The sequence below is a fragment of the Chishuiella sp. genome (assembly GCF_032109125.1).
Taxonomy (GTDB): Bacteria; Bacteroidota; Bacteroidia; order Flavobacteriales; family Weeksellaceae; genus Empedobacter.
Genome location: NZ_DAMCLZ010000001.1, coordinates 105,046 through 123,297, shown reverse-complemented (window position 1 = coordinate 123,297; position 18,252 = coordinate 105,046). Strand labels below are relative to the sequence as shown.

19 protein-coding genes are annotated in these 18,252 nt (G+C 29.0%); all 19 read right to left on the bottom strand.

Annotated features, from left to right (window positions below; genetic code table 11):
• Positions 1-118 precede the first annotated feature (118 nt).
• Complete coding sequence (locus tag RT575_RS00585) at positions 119-1,030, bottom strand: helix-turn-helix domain-containing protein (protein ID WP_313577987.1); 912 nt, start codon at positions 1,028-1,030, stop codon at positions 119-121.
• A gap of 78 nt (positions 1,031-1,108) precedes the next feature.
• Complete coding sequence (locus RT575_RS00580; RefSeq protein WP_313577985.1) at positions 1,109-1,984, bottom strand: urea transporter; 876 nt, start codon at positions 1,982-1,984, stop codon at positions 1,109-1,111.
• Between the two features lie 16 nt (positions 1,985-2,000).
• Entirely contained in the window at positions 2,001-2,783 is a 783-nt protein-coding gene (locus RT575_RS00575; RefSeq protein ID WP_313577983.1) for an urease accessory protein UreD, read from the bottom strand.
• 1 nt (position 2,784) lies between these two features.
• Positions 2,785-3,423, bottom strand: a complete 639-nt coding sequence (gene ureG, locus RT575_RS00570) for an urease accessory protein UreG (RefSeq protein WP_313577981.1) — start codon at positions 3,421-3,423, stop codon at positions 2,785-2,787.
• A 20-nt stretch (positions 3,424-3,443) separates the two neighbouring features.
• Positions 3,444-4,133: an urease accessory protein UreF gene (locus RT575_RS00565; RefSeq protein ID WP_313577979.1), complete on the bottom strand. Its 690-nt coding sequence runs from the start codon at positions 4,131-4,133 to the stop codon at positions 3,444-3,446.
• 2 nt (positions 4,134-4,135) lie between these two features.
• Positions 4,136-4,648 carry an urease accessory protein UreE gene (locus RT575_RS00560; protein ID WP_313577977.1) on the bottom strand — a complete coding sequence of 171 codons (513 nt, stop codon included), beginning with the start codon at positions 4,646-4,648 and terminating at the stop codon, positions 4,136-4,138.
• The gene (locus RT575_RS00555) at positions 4,645-5,286 is read right to left on the bottom strand and encodes a hypothetical protein (protein WP_313577975.1); all 642 of its coding nucleotides are present in this window, start codon (positions 5,284-5,286) and stop codon (positions 4,645-4,647) included. The genes RT575_RS00560 and RT575_RS00555 overlap by 4 nt, the downstream gene beginning before the upstream one ends.
• A gap of 78 nt (positions 5,287-5,364) precedes the next feature.
• Positions 5,365-7,086, bottom strand: coding sequence for an urease subunit alpha (gene ureC, locus RT575_RS00550; RefSeq protein ID WP_313577973.1), 1,722 nt, complete (start codon positions 7,084-7,086; stop codon positions 5,365-5,367).
• A 2-nt stretch (positions 7,087-7,088) separates the two neighbouring features.
• Complete coding sequence (gene ureB, locus RT575_RS00545) at positions 7,089-7,457, bottom strand: urease subunit beta (protein ID WP_313577971.1); 369 nt, start codon at positions 7,455-7,457, stop codon at positions 7,089-7,091.
• Between the two features lie 16 nt (positions 7,458-7,473).
• Entirely contained in the window at positions 7,474-7,776 is a 303-nt protein-coding gene (ureA, locus tag RT575_RS00540; RefSeq protein WP_313384548.1) for an urease subunit gamma, read from the bottom strand.
• A 133-nt stretch (positions 7,777-7,909) separates the two neighbouring features.
• Positions 7,910-8,263 (bottom strand): hypothetical protein, encoded by a 354-nt coding sequence (locus tag RT575_RS00535; RefSeq protein WP_313577969.1) that lies wholly within the window; start codon positions 8,261-8,263, stop codon positions 7,910-7,912.
• Between the two features lie 166 nt (positions 8,264-8,429).
• Positions 8,430-10,841 carry a TonB-dependent receptor gene (locus RT575_RS00530; RefSeq protein WP_313577967.1) on the bottom strand — a complete coding sequence of 804 codons (2,412 nt, stop codon included), beginning with the start codon at positions 10,839-10,841 and terminating at the stop codon, positions 8,430-8,432.
• A 450-nt stretch (positions 10,842-11,291) separates the two neighbouring features.
• Entirely contained in the window at positions 11,292-13,718 is a 2,427-nt protein-coding gene (locus tag RT575_RS00525; RefSeq protein WP_313577965.1) for a TonB-dependent receptor, read from the bottom strand.
• A gap of 12 nt (positions 13,719-13,730) precedes the next feature.
• Positions 13,731-14,234, bottom strand: a complete 504-nt coding sequence (locus RT575_RS00520) for a GNAT family N-acetyltransferase (protein WP_313577963.1) — start codon at positions 14,232-14,234, stop codon at positions 13,731-13,733.
• 7 nt (positions 14,235-14,241) lie between these two features.
• Positions 14,242-15,012 carry an ABC transporter ATP-binding protein gene (locus tag RT575_RS00515; RefSeq protein WP_313577961.1) on the bottom strand — a complete coding sequence of 257 codons (771 nt, stop codon included), beginning with the start codon at positions 15,010-15,012 and terminating at the stop codon, positions 14,242-14,244.
• The gene (locus RT575_RS00510; RefSeq protein WP_313577959.1) at positions 15,012-16,028 is read right to left on the bottom strand and encodes an iron ABC transporter permease; all 1,017 of its coding nucleotides are present in this window, start codon (positions 16,026-16,028) and stop codon (positions 15,012-15,014) included. Before RT575_RS00510 ends, RT575_RS00515 begins: the two co-directional genes overlap by 1 nt.
• Positions 16,018-17,037 (bottom strand): ABC transporter substrate-binding protein, encoded by a 1,020-nt coding sequence (locus RT575_RS00505; RefSeq protein WP_313577957.1) that lies wholly within the window; start codon positions 17,035-17,037, stop codon positions 16,018-16,020. The genes RT575_RS00510 and RT575_RS00505 overlap by 11 nt, the downstream gene beginning before the upstream one ends.
• A 3-nt stretch (positions 17,038-17,040) precedes the next feature.
• Entirely contained in the window at positions 17,041-17,505 is a 465-nt protein-coding gene (locus tag RT575_RS00500; protein WP_313577955.1) for an urease accessory protein UreE, read from the bottom strand.
• A gap of 12 nt (positions 17,506-17,517) precedes the next feature.
• On the bottom strand, positions 17,518-18,240 hold the full coding sequence (gene hypB / locus RT575_RS00495) for a hydrogenase nickel incorporation protein HypB (RefSeq protein ID WP_313384559.1): 723 nt from the start codon (positions 18,238-18,240) through the stop codon (positions 17,518-17,520).
• Positions 18,241-18,252 lie beyond the last annotated feature (12 nt).

The following is an 18,252-nucleotide window of genomic DNA, read 5'->3' as shown; positions in this document are numbered from 1 at the left end:
CAAACTTATATTTTATAAAAAATAATCTTAATTAATAAAATTAAAATTCATTAAACTATAAAAGCAGGATTACTCCTGCTTAAATGATTTTATACAATTTATATAATATTTTATTTTTTTATTGATTTGATGGAATACCATCATTTCTATCTGGTTGATTTAACCAAATGTTATCCCTATATTCTGTTGGAGTAATTCCTGCTATTTTTTTAAACAATTGTGTAAAATGTGATGCTGTTTGAAAATTAAGCTCATAAGCTATTTCTGCTATTCTTCTACTGGAATGTAGTAGTGCTTTACTATAATTAATATCTGTCTCATTAATCCATTGTTTTGGTTTTTTTTGAGTGACATCTTTAACACATTTATTCAAATAATTTTCTGTAACATTTAATTTATCTGCATAAAAACTTACTTTTTTTTCTTCTATATGATGTTTAAACAATAAATCTTTAAACTGTAGAGATAATTCCATTGGACGTGTAGAGAAATTAGGAATTTTTTTATTCTCATGTTTAAGTAATTTAAGTAACACAACATGTAACATTGCAATTACAATATCATTTAAAAGTAGATTATTCAAAAAAATTTCTTTCTCCATTAAAATTAATAATTGTTCAATCATTGTAAAAGTAAGTTTATCAAATTTCAAATATGGAGACATTAAATAAATACTTGATTTATATTTTGGTAATTCTTGCTCAGATAATATATGATTTTCATAAGCTAAGTAAAAACCTTCTAAATCTTCAGACATTTCTAATGTTGCAGTTATTGTTCCTTGTTTTATAAAAATAATTTCATTTGCTTCAGCATGATATTCTTTATTTTCTAAATATTGCTTAATACTTCCCTTTGTAACAAAAATAATAAAATTAAAAGTTGTTCTATACGGAATAACAGGCATTAAAATACCTCTCAAGTAGTATTCCAATCGATATAATTGTATATCTTCATTATTACCTAAAACTTGATCTGTAAGATTATTCAGAAAAAGTTCTTTATATTGAGAATTTGATAATACTTCCATATCTTGATAATGAGATTTTATAAAAAGTCTAATATTGCGACAGAAATTAAGATTAATAAAATTATATATTAAACATAATTAAATTTTTATCTTATTTTTTAAAAATAATGTAATCCAAGTTCCAGCTACAAATGGAAATGTAAATACACCTCCGAAGATACTTAAAACATTAGATTTTACAAGTAATATATCAATTATAACGGTAACTACAAGTCCTATAAATACCCAAAGACCATCTATTTTCTTTGGCCCTGCAAAAACAATTGCAGTTAAAACCGCATTAAAACCAAATAATCCCATGTGTATTTGTTCTATTGGTTCTCCAAAAAAATCTGATATTTCGGCTCCAAATATTGAAGCTGCTAGACCATATAAAGCTGCAATTGGAGAAGAAATAAAAACTGCTATAAAAAATATAATTCCTGATATTGATCCACCCTGAAATATTACTTCTCCAAATCCATTTGTTGAAGTACATAAATCATGTAATTCTAAAATTGATTCTGAATCTGTAGAAATTGCATTACTTACAATATTAAACTGGTGAATTATAAAAAATAATACCCAAGTAATAAGAATAAAAGGTAATGTAAAAACTGGAATATTCTTTTTAATAAAAAAATTTTGGATAATTGCGGCCAAAGCAGATCCTACTACTAACAATATCCATAATATAAATGTTGATTGAAAAATGAATAATAATGCTACACCGACCAATGCTGCACTAAAACCATACAACCCTGCGTTTATATTTTTTTTATCAAATTTTAATAGTATTGCTGTTAATGTACCTACTGATGTCGCTACAAATGCTGCAATACCTCCCTCTATACTTCCTAAGAAAATTCCAATTAAAAATAGTAAACCTGTAACACTATTTTCTTGTAACATAATTTGTCCAATCCCTTTTAAGACATTATCTACAAATGGAACTCTTGCTATAATTTTTTCCATGATTATTTAATAGTTATTACAATTCCCAAAGCAAATCTTGTGCTTCTAAGAAATATTTATACATTGCTTCTCCTCCTTGACTTAAAGACCTTATTATAAAACCATTATCATCTAATGCAGAAATTCCAACTTCTATATTTGTATGATTTTTAGAAATTTCAAATAAATTATTGACTAATTCATCTTTTTCTACATTTGTTTTTGTACTATAAAAAATTAAACTTCCTTGGTGAGTATAATTTTCTAAAATACCAATACTTTCTATTGGAATAAGATCTGGTTGAATTAATATATTATCTTTTACAACCAATTTATTATGATGATAAATCTCTGTAAGATTCTGAAAACATTTTAGCTTGAATACTTCTCCAGAATGCTTTCTACCACAAGTAATAATCTCACTAATTATAAGTTGACTTTGATCTCCAATACTTATTGAAGCTTTACTTTTAAAATTAGAATTTTCATGTGGAACTACAGGATGTGGCACATAAGTAAACGATGAATTATCATGAATATTAATCCTTAACTGTTGAGTTGCTTCATCGCCCATATTAAATAATCTTTGATAAGATTGAGATTGTAACTGTAAAGCTGCGTTATCCTCAACATCAATATTTAATACGTATTCATCTCCATCCAAAATACCTGGAGAAGAAGTCATAATCATTTGATAAAGCTTATTATCTGTTTTTCTTTGTGCTACAGATACAACACGAAAAGGTTTTCCTACGTATAAATTTTTTACGTAGGATTTGCCTTCTTTGTATCCTGCAACAATATCTAGTCTACATTCCATCTTATCTTACAAGATTTGGTTCTTCGATATCTTCTAAAAGTGCATATTTTTTAATCCAACCGATTACACTGTCTAAGCCTTCTTCAGTTTTTAAGTTTGTAAACACAAATGGAGCACCATTTCTCATACGTTTTGTATCACTTTCCATAACTTCTAAACTTGCACCAACATAAGGAGCTAAATCTATTTTATTTATAATTAATAAATCTGAACGTTGGATACCAGGACCTCCTTTTCTAGGAATTTTTTCTCCTTCAGCTACATCAATAATAAAAATTGTAACATCTGCCAAATCAGGACTATAAGTAGCAGCAAGGTTATCTCCCCCACTTTCTATTAAAATTAATTCGATATCTGGAAAACGATCAGCTAATTCTTCAACAGCTTCTAAATTCATACTAGCATCTTCTCTAATTGCTGTATGAGGGCATCCTCCTGTCTCTACACCTATAATTCTATCTTCTGGTAATAAACTATTTTTAGCCATGAATTTTGCATCTTCTTGACAAAAAATATCGTTAGTGATTACTCCTAAATTATAATCATTAAGCATTTTTCTACTCAATTTTTCTAATAAAGCTGTTTTACCTGAACCCACAGGTCCACAAACACCAACTTTTATATATTTTCTATTTTCCATTTTATTTATTTTAAAAAAAATTATGACATATATAAACGAGAATATAATCTTTCGTGTTGCATACATCTTATGTCAAATGATGTATTACATAGACCAACATAATCTCTATTTAATTCTATTGTTTCTTCTGCTGTTTTTTCAATCAATTGGTATAAATCAAATAATATATCTTGACCATCCAATTGACCTAGAGGCACTAATTTTACTGCATTTGTTACAATTCCTGATACGGAAGTATAATAAAATGAAAATAATGTTTCAAAAAGTGGAATATTTAATAAGCTAGCATATATTCCATAAACAATTGCATAATTTGAATTAGCTTCGTTTTGTTTTACTTTCAGTTCAAATTCTTTTACCAAATCTGAATCAACTCTACGTTTAAAAATTTTGATTAAACGTAAACCTAATTTTCTACTAGCTTGTCTTATTTCTTTAGGAGCTTTTAGTGCAGAACACTCTTCATCTAATTTCAAAATTTCACTCAAATCATTATTCTGCGTTGCTTCATAAGCAAGCTTTACAAAAACTCCATCATTGTATTTTAAATTGTACTGTACCATATTTTCTACAAATTCTTGCGCTGTTTTTTTATCATGCACAATTTTATTTTGTATATATGTTTCTAGACCATTTGAATGAGTATAAGCACCAATAGGTAATGTAGGATCAGATAAATGCAATAAACTTGCTAAAAAATCTTGTTTCATAATTAATCTTCTTTAGATAATTTTATTTTCAAACCTTTTGTGGATAATGATGTTCCTATTTTGCTTTCTTTGTGATGATCTACGTTAGCATTGAGTAAATTAAGAAGTTTTTCTTCTTTTACAATAGGATTAAAACCATTAGATTTCAGCCAATTATAAATTGTTAATTCAAAAGGCATAAGTAATATTTCATCTTGAAAATAAAGAGGTAAATGTTTGTTTCCTATATCATGACAAACAGCACTCATCTCTATAGTTGATTGAGGAGTAAGAATAATAGATTTTGTAGGTAAAACATTTACAACAATTGCTAATTCATTATCAATAAAAAGAATATCACCATCTAAAATGCGCTGTTTCTCTTTTAAAAATTTTATAGCAATATCTTTACCTGCTCTAGTTTTCTTTCTTTGAATTCTACGAAAAGTCTCGTACCATTCTAAATCAAGAAAATCAATTATTTTATCTTCAATTTGATTTTGACGAATATTTCCTATGGCTTCATGAATTATCATGACTTTTTATTTTTTCTTCTAAAATCAAAGTTTTTAGAAATTCCAACGCCGAAAGTTGATCCACTTACACCTGCAACATAACTTTTTGACCAACCATCTTTAGCTTTAGTTTGTAATGTAGAAAGTTCAGCAAATTTGAATTTTAATGCCCATCCACTTCCTACAACGATTCCAATCATTGGATATGCTCTTAAACGAAATCCATTGAAGTTTTCCATTGATCCATCAATAGTAGATTGTTGTTGTCCCCATACAAAATGTGCATCAACCTGAGCTATTAAATAAAAGTATTTTCCTATTTGTACTGAAGGACTATACCATAAACCAGCTTCATTTTGTTTACTAATCACATTCTTATTCAATTTATCTTGAGAATATGCATAATTAACCCCTATAAGATCATTGTTATTTATCCAATATCCAGCTCCAATTGGAGAACTTGATACTGCACTACCACTACTAGTTGGTGTTGAGCTTTTTGAATAATCAAAAGAACCATATAACATAAATTGTCCTTTTGGACCATCATCACTATCTTTTAATCTTAAACCTCCCATTGTTTGACCATACATCTTACCAGATATTACAAACATTCCTGTGAATGCCAAAGAGATCAATACTTTATTTAAATTTTTCATTTTATATTGAGAAATATTATTTTTAATAATTAATTTTTTTAAATAAGACTCAGACTAACCTGAGCCTTATAAATACTATTAAAATAAATAATACAACTGTGTTAAAGGTAATTTATCAGCTGGTTCACATGTTACATATTCACCATCTACTGTTACTTTATAATTTTCTGGATTTACTTCAATTAACGGAGTTTTATCATTGTGTATTAAGTCTTTTTTACCAATGTTTCTACAGTTTTTAACTGGAAGAACCATTTTTTCTAAATTATAACTTGCTATAGTTCCATTATCAATAGAAATTTGAGATACGAAGTTTGCACAAATTCCGAATTTAGCTTTTCCATGGGCACCAAACATATTTCTATAAACGATAGGCTGTGGAGTTGGAATTGAAGCATTAGGATCACCCATTTTAGCTGCGATTACAAAACCTCCTTTTACTATCATTTCTGGTTTAACACCAAATAATGATGGTTTCCAAATTACTAAATCTGCTAATTTACCTGGCTCGATTGAACCTACGTACTCAGAAATACCATGAGCTATAGCTGGGTTGATAGTATATTTAGCAACATATCTTTTTGCACGGTAATTGTCGCTTTCTGTACCTTCATCCTCTGCTAATAAACCTCTTTGGTCTTTCATTTTACTTGCAGTTTGCCAAGTTCTAGTAATAACTTCACCTGGTCTACCCATTGCTTGAGAATCTGAACTCATAATACTGAATACTCCCATATCGTGTAAAATATCTTCAGCTGCAATAGTTTCTGGACGAATACGAGAATCTGCAAAAGCTACATCTTCTGGAATATTTTTACTTAAGTGGTGACATACCATTAACATATCTAAATGCTCATCAATTGTATTCACTGTATAAGGACGAGTTGGATTTGTAGATGCTGGTAAAACATTAGGATACATTGCGGCTTTGATAATATCTGGAGCATGTCCTCCTCCTGCTCCTTCTGTATGGAAAGTATGGATTACACGACCATCAATAGCTTTCATTGTATCTTCTAAAAAACCTCCTTCATTTAATGTATCTGTGTGGATAGCTACTTGTACATCATATTTATCAGCAACCTTTAAAGCTGTATCAATTGTTGCTGGAGTTGCCCCCCAATCTTCGTGGATTTTTACACCTAATGCACCAGCTTCCACTTGTTCTATAATTGGCTCTTCTGCAGAACAGTTTCCTTTACCAAAAAAACCTAAGTTCATTGGATATTCTTCTGCTGCTTCTAACATTTTTTGCATATTCCAAGAACCTGGAGTAACAGTTGTAGCATTAGTTCCATCATTTGGTCCTGTACCTCCTCCAATCATAGTTGTAATACCACTATATAATGAAGTTTCTATTTGTTGCGGACAAATGTAATGAATGTGAGTATCTATACCTCCCGCAGTTACTATGTAACCTTTACCACCGTGAACCTCTGTTGATGCACCGATAATCATATTTGGTGAAACACCATCCATAGTATCTGGATTACCTGCTTTACCAATGCCTACAATTTTACCATCTTTAATACCAATATCTGCTTTTACAATTCCCCAATGGTCAATAATAACTGCACCTGTAATACAAAGATCAAGAACTCCTTCATTACGTTTTGCTGTAACGTTTTGCCCCATTCCATCACGTACTGTTTTTCCTCCGCCAAAAACAGCTTCGTCTCCATAATGTGTAAAATCTTTTTCTATTTCTATAATTATTTCAGTATCTCCTAATCTGATTTTATCTCCAGCTGTAGGTCCCAAAATATTAGCGTATTGTTTTCTATCTACTTTTAAGCTCATGATTAATTATTTTTAAAGTTTAACTCTTCAACTTTAGCAAGACTTGCTTTTTTCTGATCTTCAGAATCTGTTTGTCCGTCAACAAGATTATTAAATCCCATTGCTTTTTTAGTTCCTCCAATTTCTACTAACTCTACCTCTTTTTCCTCTCCTGGTTCAAAGCGTACAGCTGTACTTGCAACAATATTTAATCTCATACCAAAAGCTTGTTCTCTATCAAAACTCATTGCTTTATTCACTTCAAAAAAGTGAAAATGAGATCCTACTTGAATAGGTCTATCTCCTGTATTGATTACATTTAATTTTATTGTTTTGCGTCCTTCGTTACAAACAATTATTCCTTCTTTTACAAAAATTTCTCCTGGTTTCATTTTCTTTTTTTTAGAATTAGCGAATAGGATTATGAACAGTTACTAATTTAGTTCCATCAGGAAATGTAGCTTCAATTTGTACATCATGTATCATTTCTGCTACTCCTGGCATTACATCATCTACAGTTAGTAAATTTGCTCCTTCTTGCATTAAGTCAGCTACTCTTTTACCATCTCTAGCTCCTTCTAATAAGAAATGACTAATTAAAGCAATTGACTCTGGATAATTTAATTTTACCCCTCTTGCTTTTCTCTTCAAAGCAAGTTCTCCAGCTGTATGTAACATCAGCTTTTCTATCTCACGCGGTGTTAAATGCATTTTGTATTTTTTAAAAATTAGATATTATTGACCTGCACTCAATGATATAATGAGTGTGTGTGTATTTTTTCAATAAATATTTATAGAAGTATTTGATTAAAGTATAACCTTGAATGAAGTCACCAAGGTTCTTTTATATATAATCAATTTGAAGCGAATGAAATAATATGTATTTTGGTAAAGTTTTACCAAAATATATTTTTTCTATAAATGAAAATAATTGTAACGGTTTTTGATAAAAATAAGTATTCAAAAACACTGCAAAAAAATTAAGATCGAAAGGAGTAAATTCAATATCAGATTTACTTTCATCTATAGATAATAAATTAAAATTATCTATTTGTAAGTGAGATTTTGTTCCTTTATCAATTTTTTCTTGATGACTTCCATATACTTCTAATGCATTTCTCTTAGCAGAAACACTAGAAATATTTACTACAATTGCAGTAAATATTATTGTTAAAAATATATAGATTACCTTTTTCATTTCTAATGTAAATGTAATTCCTTTTGAAAATAGAATTATTATTTAAAAAATAAGATAAGTGTTCAAAAACGTGACAATTTATTCTATTAAAAACTTCATTTTGATTAATTCTTATTAAATAAATAATGAATGGTTTATCTCCTATTTTACAATCAAGTTATATCTTTTAAAAAGAATAGCTTAAATTAGCTGAATAACCTACAGATGATCCAGGAAATATTCTTGTATAATCAATTCCTCCAATAAAATAGTACTTATTAAAAACATTTGTACACTGTAAAGTGAGTGTAAAAGAATTTAATTGATAATACAGTGCTGTATTTACGAGTGTATAATCTGGTAAGAACCCCCATAAATAATCTCCTTCAGCATTTTGTCCAACTGTATTTTCCATTCTTCGTCTACTAACATAAGATGCACCTAAACCAAAACCAAAACCTTTAAAACTTGAATGCAAAATGGAATACTTCAACCATACATTTGCCATATTTTTAGGGGCATTTGCCAAGGGCAATCCAACTTCTGATGCTATTGAAGAAGCTTGAACTTTAGTAGCTGTAAAACTATAATTCAATGTCATTTGTAAATTCTTAATTAATTGACCACGTAAATCAAATTCAAAACCTTTTGAATTTACTTTTCCTGATTGACGATAGACAACATAACCATCATCTGATAATTGACCTGTTGCAACCATCATATTATTTCTTTCAATATTGAATAAAGCTAAATTTATCTGTAACTTATTGTTAAAAAAATCTGATTTTATTCCTGTTTCTATTTGGTAGCTATTTTCTGATTTAAAAGGTTGATCTGATCCATATTTTTTATAATTAACAACATAATCTGCTGCGATTGGTACATAACCTTGAGAATAATTAGCAAAATAATTAAAAGTAGAACTCAATTTGTATGTTAATCCTACTCGTGGCAAAAATTTATTTTGTATCGCTGTATATGGTGTTGTCGCATCTAAACTTCTTGATAAATAATGTTCATAACGTAAACCAAATAACATTTCTAAACGATGATATTTTATTTGATCGTTGATATAAATACCTGTTGTTTTATAAGAACTTATAGTAGAAAGAGAACTTTGTTTTAACCATACATAAGAAGATAAATCTTTGCTTCCATAAACAGGATTATTCAAATCAAAGGTTAACGGAACTGTTTTTCCATCCACTATTTTACTTCTTGCTTGCTTTTGTTGATTGTCCGAATCTGGCTTATATTGGGCATAATCAACACCAAAAATAATATTCTGTTTTAGATCTCGCTTACCAATTTTATAATTAAAATAAGAAACAGCGTTATCTGTGTAATACTTACCTTGTCGAGATAAAAATTCTATTGTAAGAATTGTATTATTAGATGAATCACCAAAACCATTATATAGTCTATGCTCATTCAAATCTTCTTGATAAATTGATTTAGAATATTTTGCAGTTAAAGTCAAATTATCTAAAATTTTCTGTTCTAAACTCGCTCGATAATTAAATGTTTGTGTTTTAAAAAAATCTGATGGTTGAGATAAAGTTAATGAACTATTGCTTGCAAATAAATCATTTTTGTTTGCTAACATTCCTCTATCCAAAAGACCATTAAACTTATCATAAGTAAAATCTACATCTATTTGTGTTCCTTTTCTTGGTTTAAATGTAAGAGAAGGTGCAACAGTATATAATTTTTGATTTCCAGAATTATATCTAAACGGTTTAGCTGTTAAATAACCCGCATTAAATCTATAAAACAATTTATTGTTTATTGGTCCTCCTACATCTATTGTCGGTTCAAAACTTCCTGATGATACACCAGCTTGAACACTAAATTTTTCTAATGGTCGTTTTGTAACCAAATTTATTGTTCCGCCTGGATTTGTATCACCAAAAAGAATCCCTCCAGAACCTTTTATAATCTCAATTCTTTCAAGATTTATTGTTAATGGCGAATTAAAATAACTTGTTCCATAGCCAAAACCAGAACGCATTCCATCAACCAATCGTAATCCTGTATATCCACTACTAAAACCTCTTATCGTATAATCATCATACGATGATGCTTGGTTAACACCCACCATATCATGGATCAAATCAGAAACTCTTACCGATTGTATATCTGACATTTGATTTTGATTAACAATACTTATAGTTTGTGGAATATCTTTCAACTTTCCATTTAATTTACCACTAAGACCTAAATCATTTTGAGTGTAAAAATTTTCAGCAGTAGAATTGACTACTTCTTGATTTACTTCTTTTTCTTTAAAATGTATTTTCATTCCAAAATTTTCATTCCAATTTTCATCTGTCACCAGAATAATACGCTTTTCTTCTTTATCTTGTACAATCAAAGAAATAGGAAATTTAATCGCTTGGTTAAATTTAAAATTCCCATTTGCATCAGTACAAACTGTATCATTCTGATTTTTAATATAAACAATTGTATTTGCAACAGCTTTGTTATCTTCGCTAGAAACTTTACCGAATGATATATGCTTTTCTTGAGCAGTAATTTTTGTCACAGAGGTTATAGAAAAACAAAAAAATATTGTTTTCAATAAACTTAAAGATTTCATTATTAGTATTTTTTATTTTACCGTTATTTTCTTTTGCTTGTTATTAGAAGTTATTTTCTAGGTTAATTAATTTTTATCGTATTGATGAAATAAGGCAATAGTCCTCTGACCTGATGAATTTCAACAGGTATATTTTTTTATCTTTAGAAAGAATTATATTATTCTAAATCAATATCATTCAATGTTTTTATAATTAAAATGAAAGATTAATTTTTAGTAGTTATATTTTTATTTATTAAAGTTGTTTTTTGGGCAATCCCTTTGGGCGTGCTTTTCGCTATATCTTTTTTGATTGGTCATTTCGACTTGGTAATTAAGCGGAGTAGAAATGCAATGACCAATCTAAAAAGGATGCCACTGCAATCACTATTGAAAATGAATGATATATTAAAAATAAGTGTTAGACATAATTCAAAAAATAGTTTTAAAACATTAAAGAATATTTTTATTTTAAAAAGAATAACTTAATGTAGCCATAAAATTACTTGGAGAACCAGGAAAAACTCTAGTATAATCTATACCTCCTAAAAAGTAATATTTATCAAAAATATTATTAAACTGTAAAGAAACTTTCAAAGGATTCAAATCGTAATATAATGCTGCATTTACAAGTGTATAATCTGGCAAAAATCCCCATAAATAATCTCCTTCAGCATTTTGTCCAACTGTATTTTCCATTCTTCGTCTACTAACATAAGATGCACCTAAACCAAAACCAAAACCTTTAAAACTAGAATGCAAAATAGAATACTTCAACCATACATTTGCCATATTTTTAGGGGCATTCGCTAAGGGCAATCCAACTTCCGATGCTATTGAAGAAGCTTGAACTTTAGTATCTGTAAAACTATAATTCAATGTCATTTGTAAATTCTTAATTAACTGACCTCGTAAATCAAACTCAAATCCTTTTGAATTTACTTTTCCTGATTGACGGTACACAGCATAACCATCATCTGACATTTGTCCTGTTGCAACCATCATATTATTTCTTTGGATATTGAAAAAAGCTAAATCAATTTGTAATTTATTATTAAAAAAATCTGATTTCAATCCAGTTTCTATTTGGTAGCTACTTTCTGATTTAAAGGGCTTATCTGATCCGTATTTTTTATAATTAACAACATAATCTGCTGCGATTGGTACATAACCTTGAGAATAATTAGCAAAATAATTAATACTAGAACTTACCTTGTATGTTAATCCTACTCGTGGTAAAAATTTATTTTGTGTCGCTGTATATGGTGTTGTAGGATCTGCACTTTCAGACACATAATGCTCATAACGTAAACCAAATAACATTTCTAAACGATGATATTTTATTTGATCTTGTACATATATTCCAGTCGTTTTATAAGAACTTAAAAAAGGAAAAGTTGCTTGTTTCAACCATATATAAGATGATAAATCTTTACTTTCATAAACAGGATTATTCAGATCGAAAGTTAATGGAACAGTTTTTCCATCCACTGTTTTACTTCTTGCTTCTTTTTGTTGATTGTCGGAATCTGGCTTATATTGTGAATAATCAACACCAAAAATAATATTCTGTTTTAAATCTTGCTTACCAATTTTATAATTCAAATAAGAAACAGCATTATCTGTATAATCTTTTGCTTGTCGAGATAAGAATCTCATATTAACAATTGTATTGTTGGGTGCATCAGCAAAAGTATTCAATGTTCTATGTTCATTTAAATCCTCTTGATAAATTGATTTAGCATAATTTACAGTCAATGTTAAATTATCTAAAATCTTCTGTTCTAATTTAGCTCGAAAATTAAATGTTTGTGTTTTAAAAAAATCTGATGGTTGAGATAAAGTAAATGAACGATTAATCGCATACAAATCATTTTGCTTTACTCCCATTCCTCTATCCAAATAGCCATAAAAATTATCGTATGTTAAATCGACATCTATTCTTGTTCCCTTTCTTGGTTTAAACGTTAGAGAAGGAGCAACTGAAAATATTTTTTGACTATTATTCTTTCTAAATGTTTTACTGGTTTGATAGCCTGCATTAAATCTATAAAATAATTTATCATTAATTGGACCTCCAATATCCACTGTTGTTCTGAAAGTTTCAAAACTTCCTGATGAAAAATTAACTTGACCTTTAAATTCTTCTAAAGTTTTTTTAGTGACTAAATTTATTGTTCCTCCTGGAACTATATCTCCAAAAAGTGTACCTCCAGAACCTTTTAAAATTTCAATTCTCTCTAAATTAACAGTCAACGGTGAATTAAAATAACTCGTTCCATAACCATAACCAGAACGTAACCCATTTACTAAACGTAAACTATTACCATATCCACTGCTAAATCCTCGTAAAGTATAATCATCATACGATGATGCTTGATTAACTCCTGTAAGATCATGAACCATATCAGAAACTTTAAAAGCTTGCTTATCTTCCATTTGTTGTTGCCCAACAATACTTATGGTTTGAGGAATATCTTTTAATTTCCCACTAAGTTTTCCTTCAAAATCAATATTATTTTGTGAATAGGATTGTTTATTGTTAGAGCGAACTAGAACTTCATTTAATTCTGTACCACTTTTAGATAAATGAATTTTTAATCCATTTTTATCATCCCAATCTTTATCAGTTACAATAAAAGTAAATTTTTCATCATTATTTTGAATAACCAAAGAAACTGGAAAATCAATGGCTTTATCTAATTTAAAATTACCATTTGTATCCGTACAAACTGTATCGTTTTGATTTTCAAAATGAATAACTACATCAGCAAGAGCTTGGTTTTCTTTGTTAAAAACTTGACCAAATAGAATATGCTTTTCTTGTGCTTCTACAAAAATTGTAAAAACAAAAAACAAAAAAAAGAATCTAAATTTTAAATTAGAAAAATGTTTCATTGAAATTATATATTAAATTAATTCTTTGCTCATGTGATAAGTAGGAAAACCACTTTCATCACACAAAAGATTTAAAACAAATCCTTGTTTTAACCAAAATTCATAAGCACCAGGTAAACTAGGATGTGTATGTAAATACAGCCTATAAATATCTTTTTCTATCGCCTTTTGTTTTAGTTCTTTAAATAATTTTGTTGCTAAACCATTTCTTCTATGCTGTGGTTCAACAAATAAACGAGCAACCTCAACAGTACTTTCTTGTCCAATTGTAAGGTAAGGAAATCTATAATCAAAAGCCATCATTCCTATAACTCCAACAAGATTATTGTTTTCATCCTTCGCTTGTAAAAAAATCCCTTTTTGATTTTCAATATAATTTTGAATAAAATTCTGTAAATCAGCAGGAACAAAATTGGGATCCAACGTTGGAAACAATTCTCTTCTGAAATTAATTACGTAGGGTAATATTTCTTCGACATGTTTTAAATCCACAGAAGATATATCTATATTTTTCATGATTTTTTTATCGTTTTAAATCAGGAACATATAATGTTTTACCCTGATGTGAAAGGCTGATTAATGGTAATTCATATGTTTCTTGTAAAATAGATTGAATTTCGTCCTGATTATAGTTTTTCAAATCAATTAATTGACGATTTTTCATCATAAAAAAACAATCACCATACATAAAAGCTAAATTAGGATCGTGCATTACACAAAGAACTGTTTTACCTTGTTTAACTAAATCCTTAAGCGTTTCTAAAACCAATACTTGATAATGTAAATCCAAATGGTTCGTTGGTTCATCTAACATTAAAATATCTGGATTCTGAACCAAAACTCTACACAATAAAACCAATTGACGCTCACCACCAGATAAAGACGTATATGCCTTATCTTTTAGATGCCAAAGATTAAACCTGGTTAACAATTGTTCGACAATATCAAAATCTTCTTTCTTTGGAGAGAATCTCGAAAATGAAGATCGACCAGTCATTACAACATCAAAAACTTTGAATGGAAATGTTGTTTGATGAAATTGAGTTAAAAAACCAATACGTAAAATTGAAGAACCTATTTTAATTTTCTTTCTTTCTTCATTACCAATAAAAACATTCCCTTGATATTTCTTTTCTAAACCAGCTATTACATTAAAAATAGTAGATTTTCCACTACCATTTTTTCCCATAACTATGGATAATTTTGCTTCAGGAAAATCAACATTTACGTTATCTAAAATTTTTTGTTTACCATAGGTAAATTCTAAATTTTGTATTTTAATCATCACTTCCATCAATTCCAATTTGCAGCATTTTTGCGCATTAAGTAAATAAAAATAGGTGCACCAATTAACATTGTAAAAACACCAACAGGGATTTCAAAAGGCATAACTGTTCTAGAAAAATCATCAATAATTAAAAGAAGAGTTCCTCCAATACTAATATTTGCCCAAACTGTTTTCTCATTATTAGGACCAAAAAACATTCTACTAATATGTGGAACGATTAATCCGAACAAACTGATTACACCAACTGCAGCAACACAAGCAGCTGTTATTAATGTTGCAACACCAATTAATAATACTTTCAATAAACCTGGCTTTACTCCTACGGCAAGCGCTTCTTCATCTCCTAATGATAATAAATTCAATTTCCATCGAAATAATATAATCACCAAAAGTCCTATAACAATTGGGTAAAATGCAATTTCTACTTTTTCCCAAGATGCAGTATGCAAATTTCCCATTGTCCATTGTACAATCGCTTGTAATTTATAAGGATCACTTATATATTGTAACAAAGTAAGAAAAGCTGTGAATATTCCAGAAATTATCATTCCAGATAAAACCATACTAATCAAAGAACTTTTTACATTCGTTTTTGAAATTAAATAAGTCAATAAAACAGCACTTACACCAAAAACGAAAGCAGATAAATTAATTGATAAAAAAGGAACTACCATTGCTAAAGCTGCACCTACAGCAGATCCTGATGAAATACCTAAAGTAAATGGATCTACAATTGGATTTCTGAAAATTGCTTGCAACACATTACCCGATGAAGCTAATGCTGCGCCAATCATAAAAGTAAGAACAATACGAGGTAATCTAACTTGCCACAATATTGTTTCTATACTTGACTGCTCGATTGAATTATTATTTTTTAAAAAATATTGATTCAAAGCAGAGCTACTATAATGTAACAAATTAGGAATACTAATAAAATTAGTTGCGCCCATTGTCATAGACATTATAATAACAAATAAAGGTAGAATTACCAGTAAGCAGAGAGATTTTATATTAATTGACATTGGTCGTAAAAAGATCTTGTTTTTGATACAATTCTAATAAATCAGCTTTTATTTCTTTATTCAATTCTTCTGATGAATATTCAGAAGGATAGCACCAATTTCTCAATTGTTTCGCAAATAATAAAAATTTAACTGTATGGGGATCATAATAAAATGAAGGATTCATCGCATAAACTTTTTTATCCTTAACAGCTGGTAAAGCAGCCAATTCTTTAAGATTATAAACTTCATTAATATCAGAATTCCATAAAATAATTAAATCAGGGTTCCATTTATAAATAGATTCTGCACCAACATTAGGAGATTCCATTTTTAAAGGACAAACATTTTCTGCACCAGAAAGTTTTATAGCTAAATCCAATAAAGTTCCTTGACCAGAAGTAGAAAAAATACGACCTTTTGACCAAGCATAATATACCTTTTTAGGTTTTTCTGCAATAGTTTTTTTCAGTTTATTTGCTTCTTTTTTTACATAAGAAACTATCTCTTCAGCTCTTGTCTTCTTTCCAAGTAAAGTTCCCATTCCTAATAATTCCTTATAAATTTTTTCTTGACTTAAACTAGAAACTGTAAATACAGGAATAGATAATTCTTCTAACTGTTGAATAGTTTCTACATTTTGCTCATAAACAATAACCAAATCAGGTTGCAAGCCAACAATTGTTTCTATATTACTAGATCCACCACCAAATGTTGGTGTAGCTATTGTTTTATTTTTAATACGAGGATCTAAATCAGCATAAAATGGATACTTACCTTCTGTCTGATAAACTTGTTGAGGAATCCCTACAACTTTATCTTGGGCATGTAGCATATAAATTTCATCCAAAGAAGGCTCGAAAAGAACAACTACTTTATTCGCTTCTTTTGGAAGACTTATTATTTTTCCACGACTATCTTCAGCGTTTACACCATTCGCAGTACCATTCTTTGAATTTGAATGACAACTTTGTAGGAATACAAAACCTAAGAATAGATAAATGATTCGAAGATATTTTTTGATATTCATGATTTAATTATTTACCACTTTTTTTAATAAGAATTCATTCAATAATTGTTCTTCTATTAAATTAATCTTAGTTGGAAAACGTTCTGATAACTGCTCGTACATTCTACCATCATAAGGCATTAATAATTGATGTTGATTAGTATGACATGTATAAATAGGTAAATGACGATTTCCTACAAAATAACAAAAATCAGCGGCATCAGACATAGATTCTGCAACAAACTGGATACACAAAGCTGGTTTAATATATACAGTAGCTATCTCATTGTTTTCGAATAGCAATCTATCACCATTCTGCCACTCATTTCTATTTTGTAAACGGAGCTCTAATGTCAAACCAGTTTTTGTTTTACGTGTAATTTTTTGTTTTCGAATCTCAAACCATTCTATCGATAATAAATCAGAATCATTTTGTGTCTGATCTACTTTTGTTTTGACTTCATCAATAACAATTAACTGATTATCCATTATATATTTGTATTAGTTAGCTTGTTTAGCAGCTTCTTTTTTTAACTGTACTTTTTCTTTCAACCATTGGCACCATTCATCAATCCCCTCTCCATTTAAAGTACTAATAGTTTGTACCTCTAAATTAGGATTAACTTCTTGTGCATCTTTTGTCACAGCTTCGATAGAAAAAGGAACGTAAGGCAATAAATCTGATTTAGAAACTAACATTAATTCACTTGTAAGAAACATACGAGGATATTTTTTAGGTTTATCATCTCCTTCCGTTGTTGCAATAAGTGTAACACGGTAATCTTCACCTAAATCGAAAGCAGAAGGACAAAGTAAATTACCTACATTTTCGATAAATAATAAATCTGTATTATCTAAATTGATATGATCTAAAGCTTGTAAAATCATTTGTGCTTCTATATGACACATACCTCCTGTAACAATTTGTAATGCATTAATCCCAACTTCACGCATACGTATAGCATCTCTTTCTGTTTCAGGATCACCAACTAAAACTGAAATATTCAATTCTTTACCTAAACGCTTACCGATTTCTTGTAATAACGTTGTTTTTCCTGACCCTGGAGAAGAACATACGTTAATGATACAAACATCTTTTAAACGTTCTCTGATTGCATTCGCAACATAATCATTTGCTTTTAATAAATGTAAAGTTGTATTATCGCACTGTACAGAACCTACTCTGTTCCCAGCACTTTTGGGATTTTGTGTATTAGTTGACATAATTTTTATGTT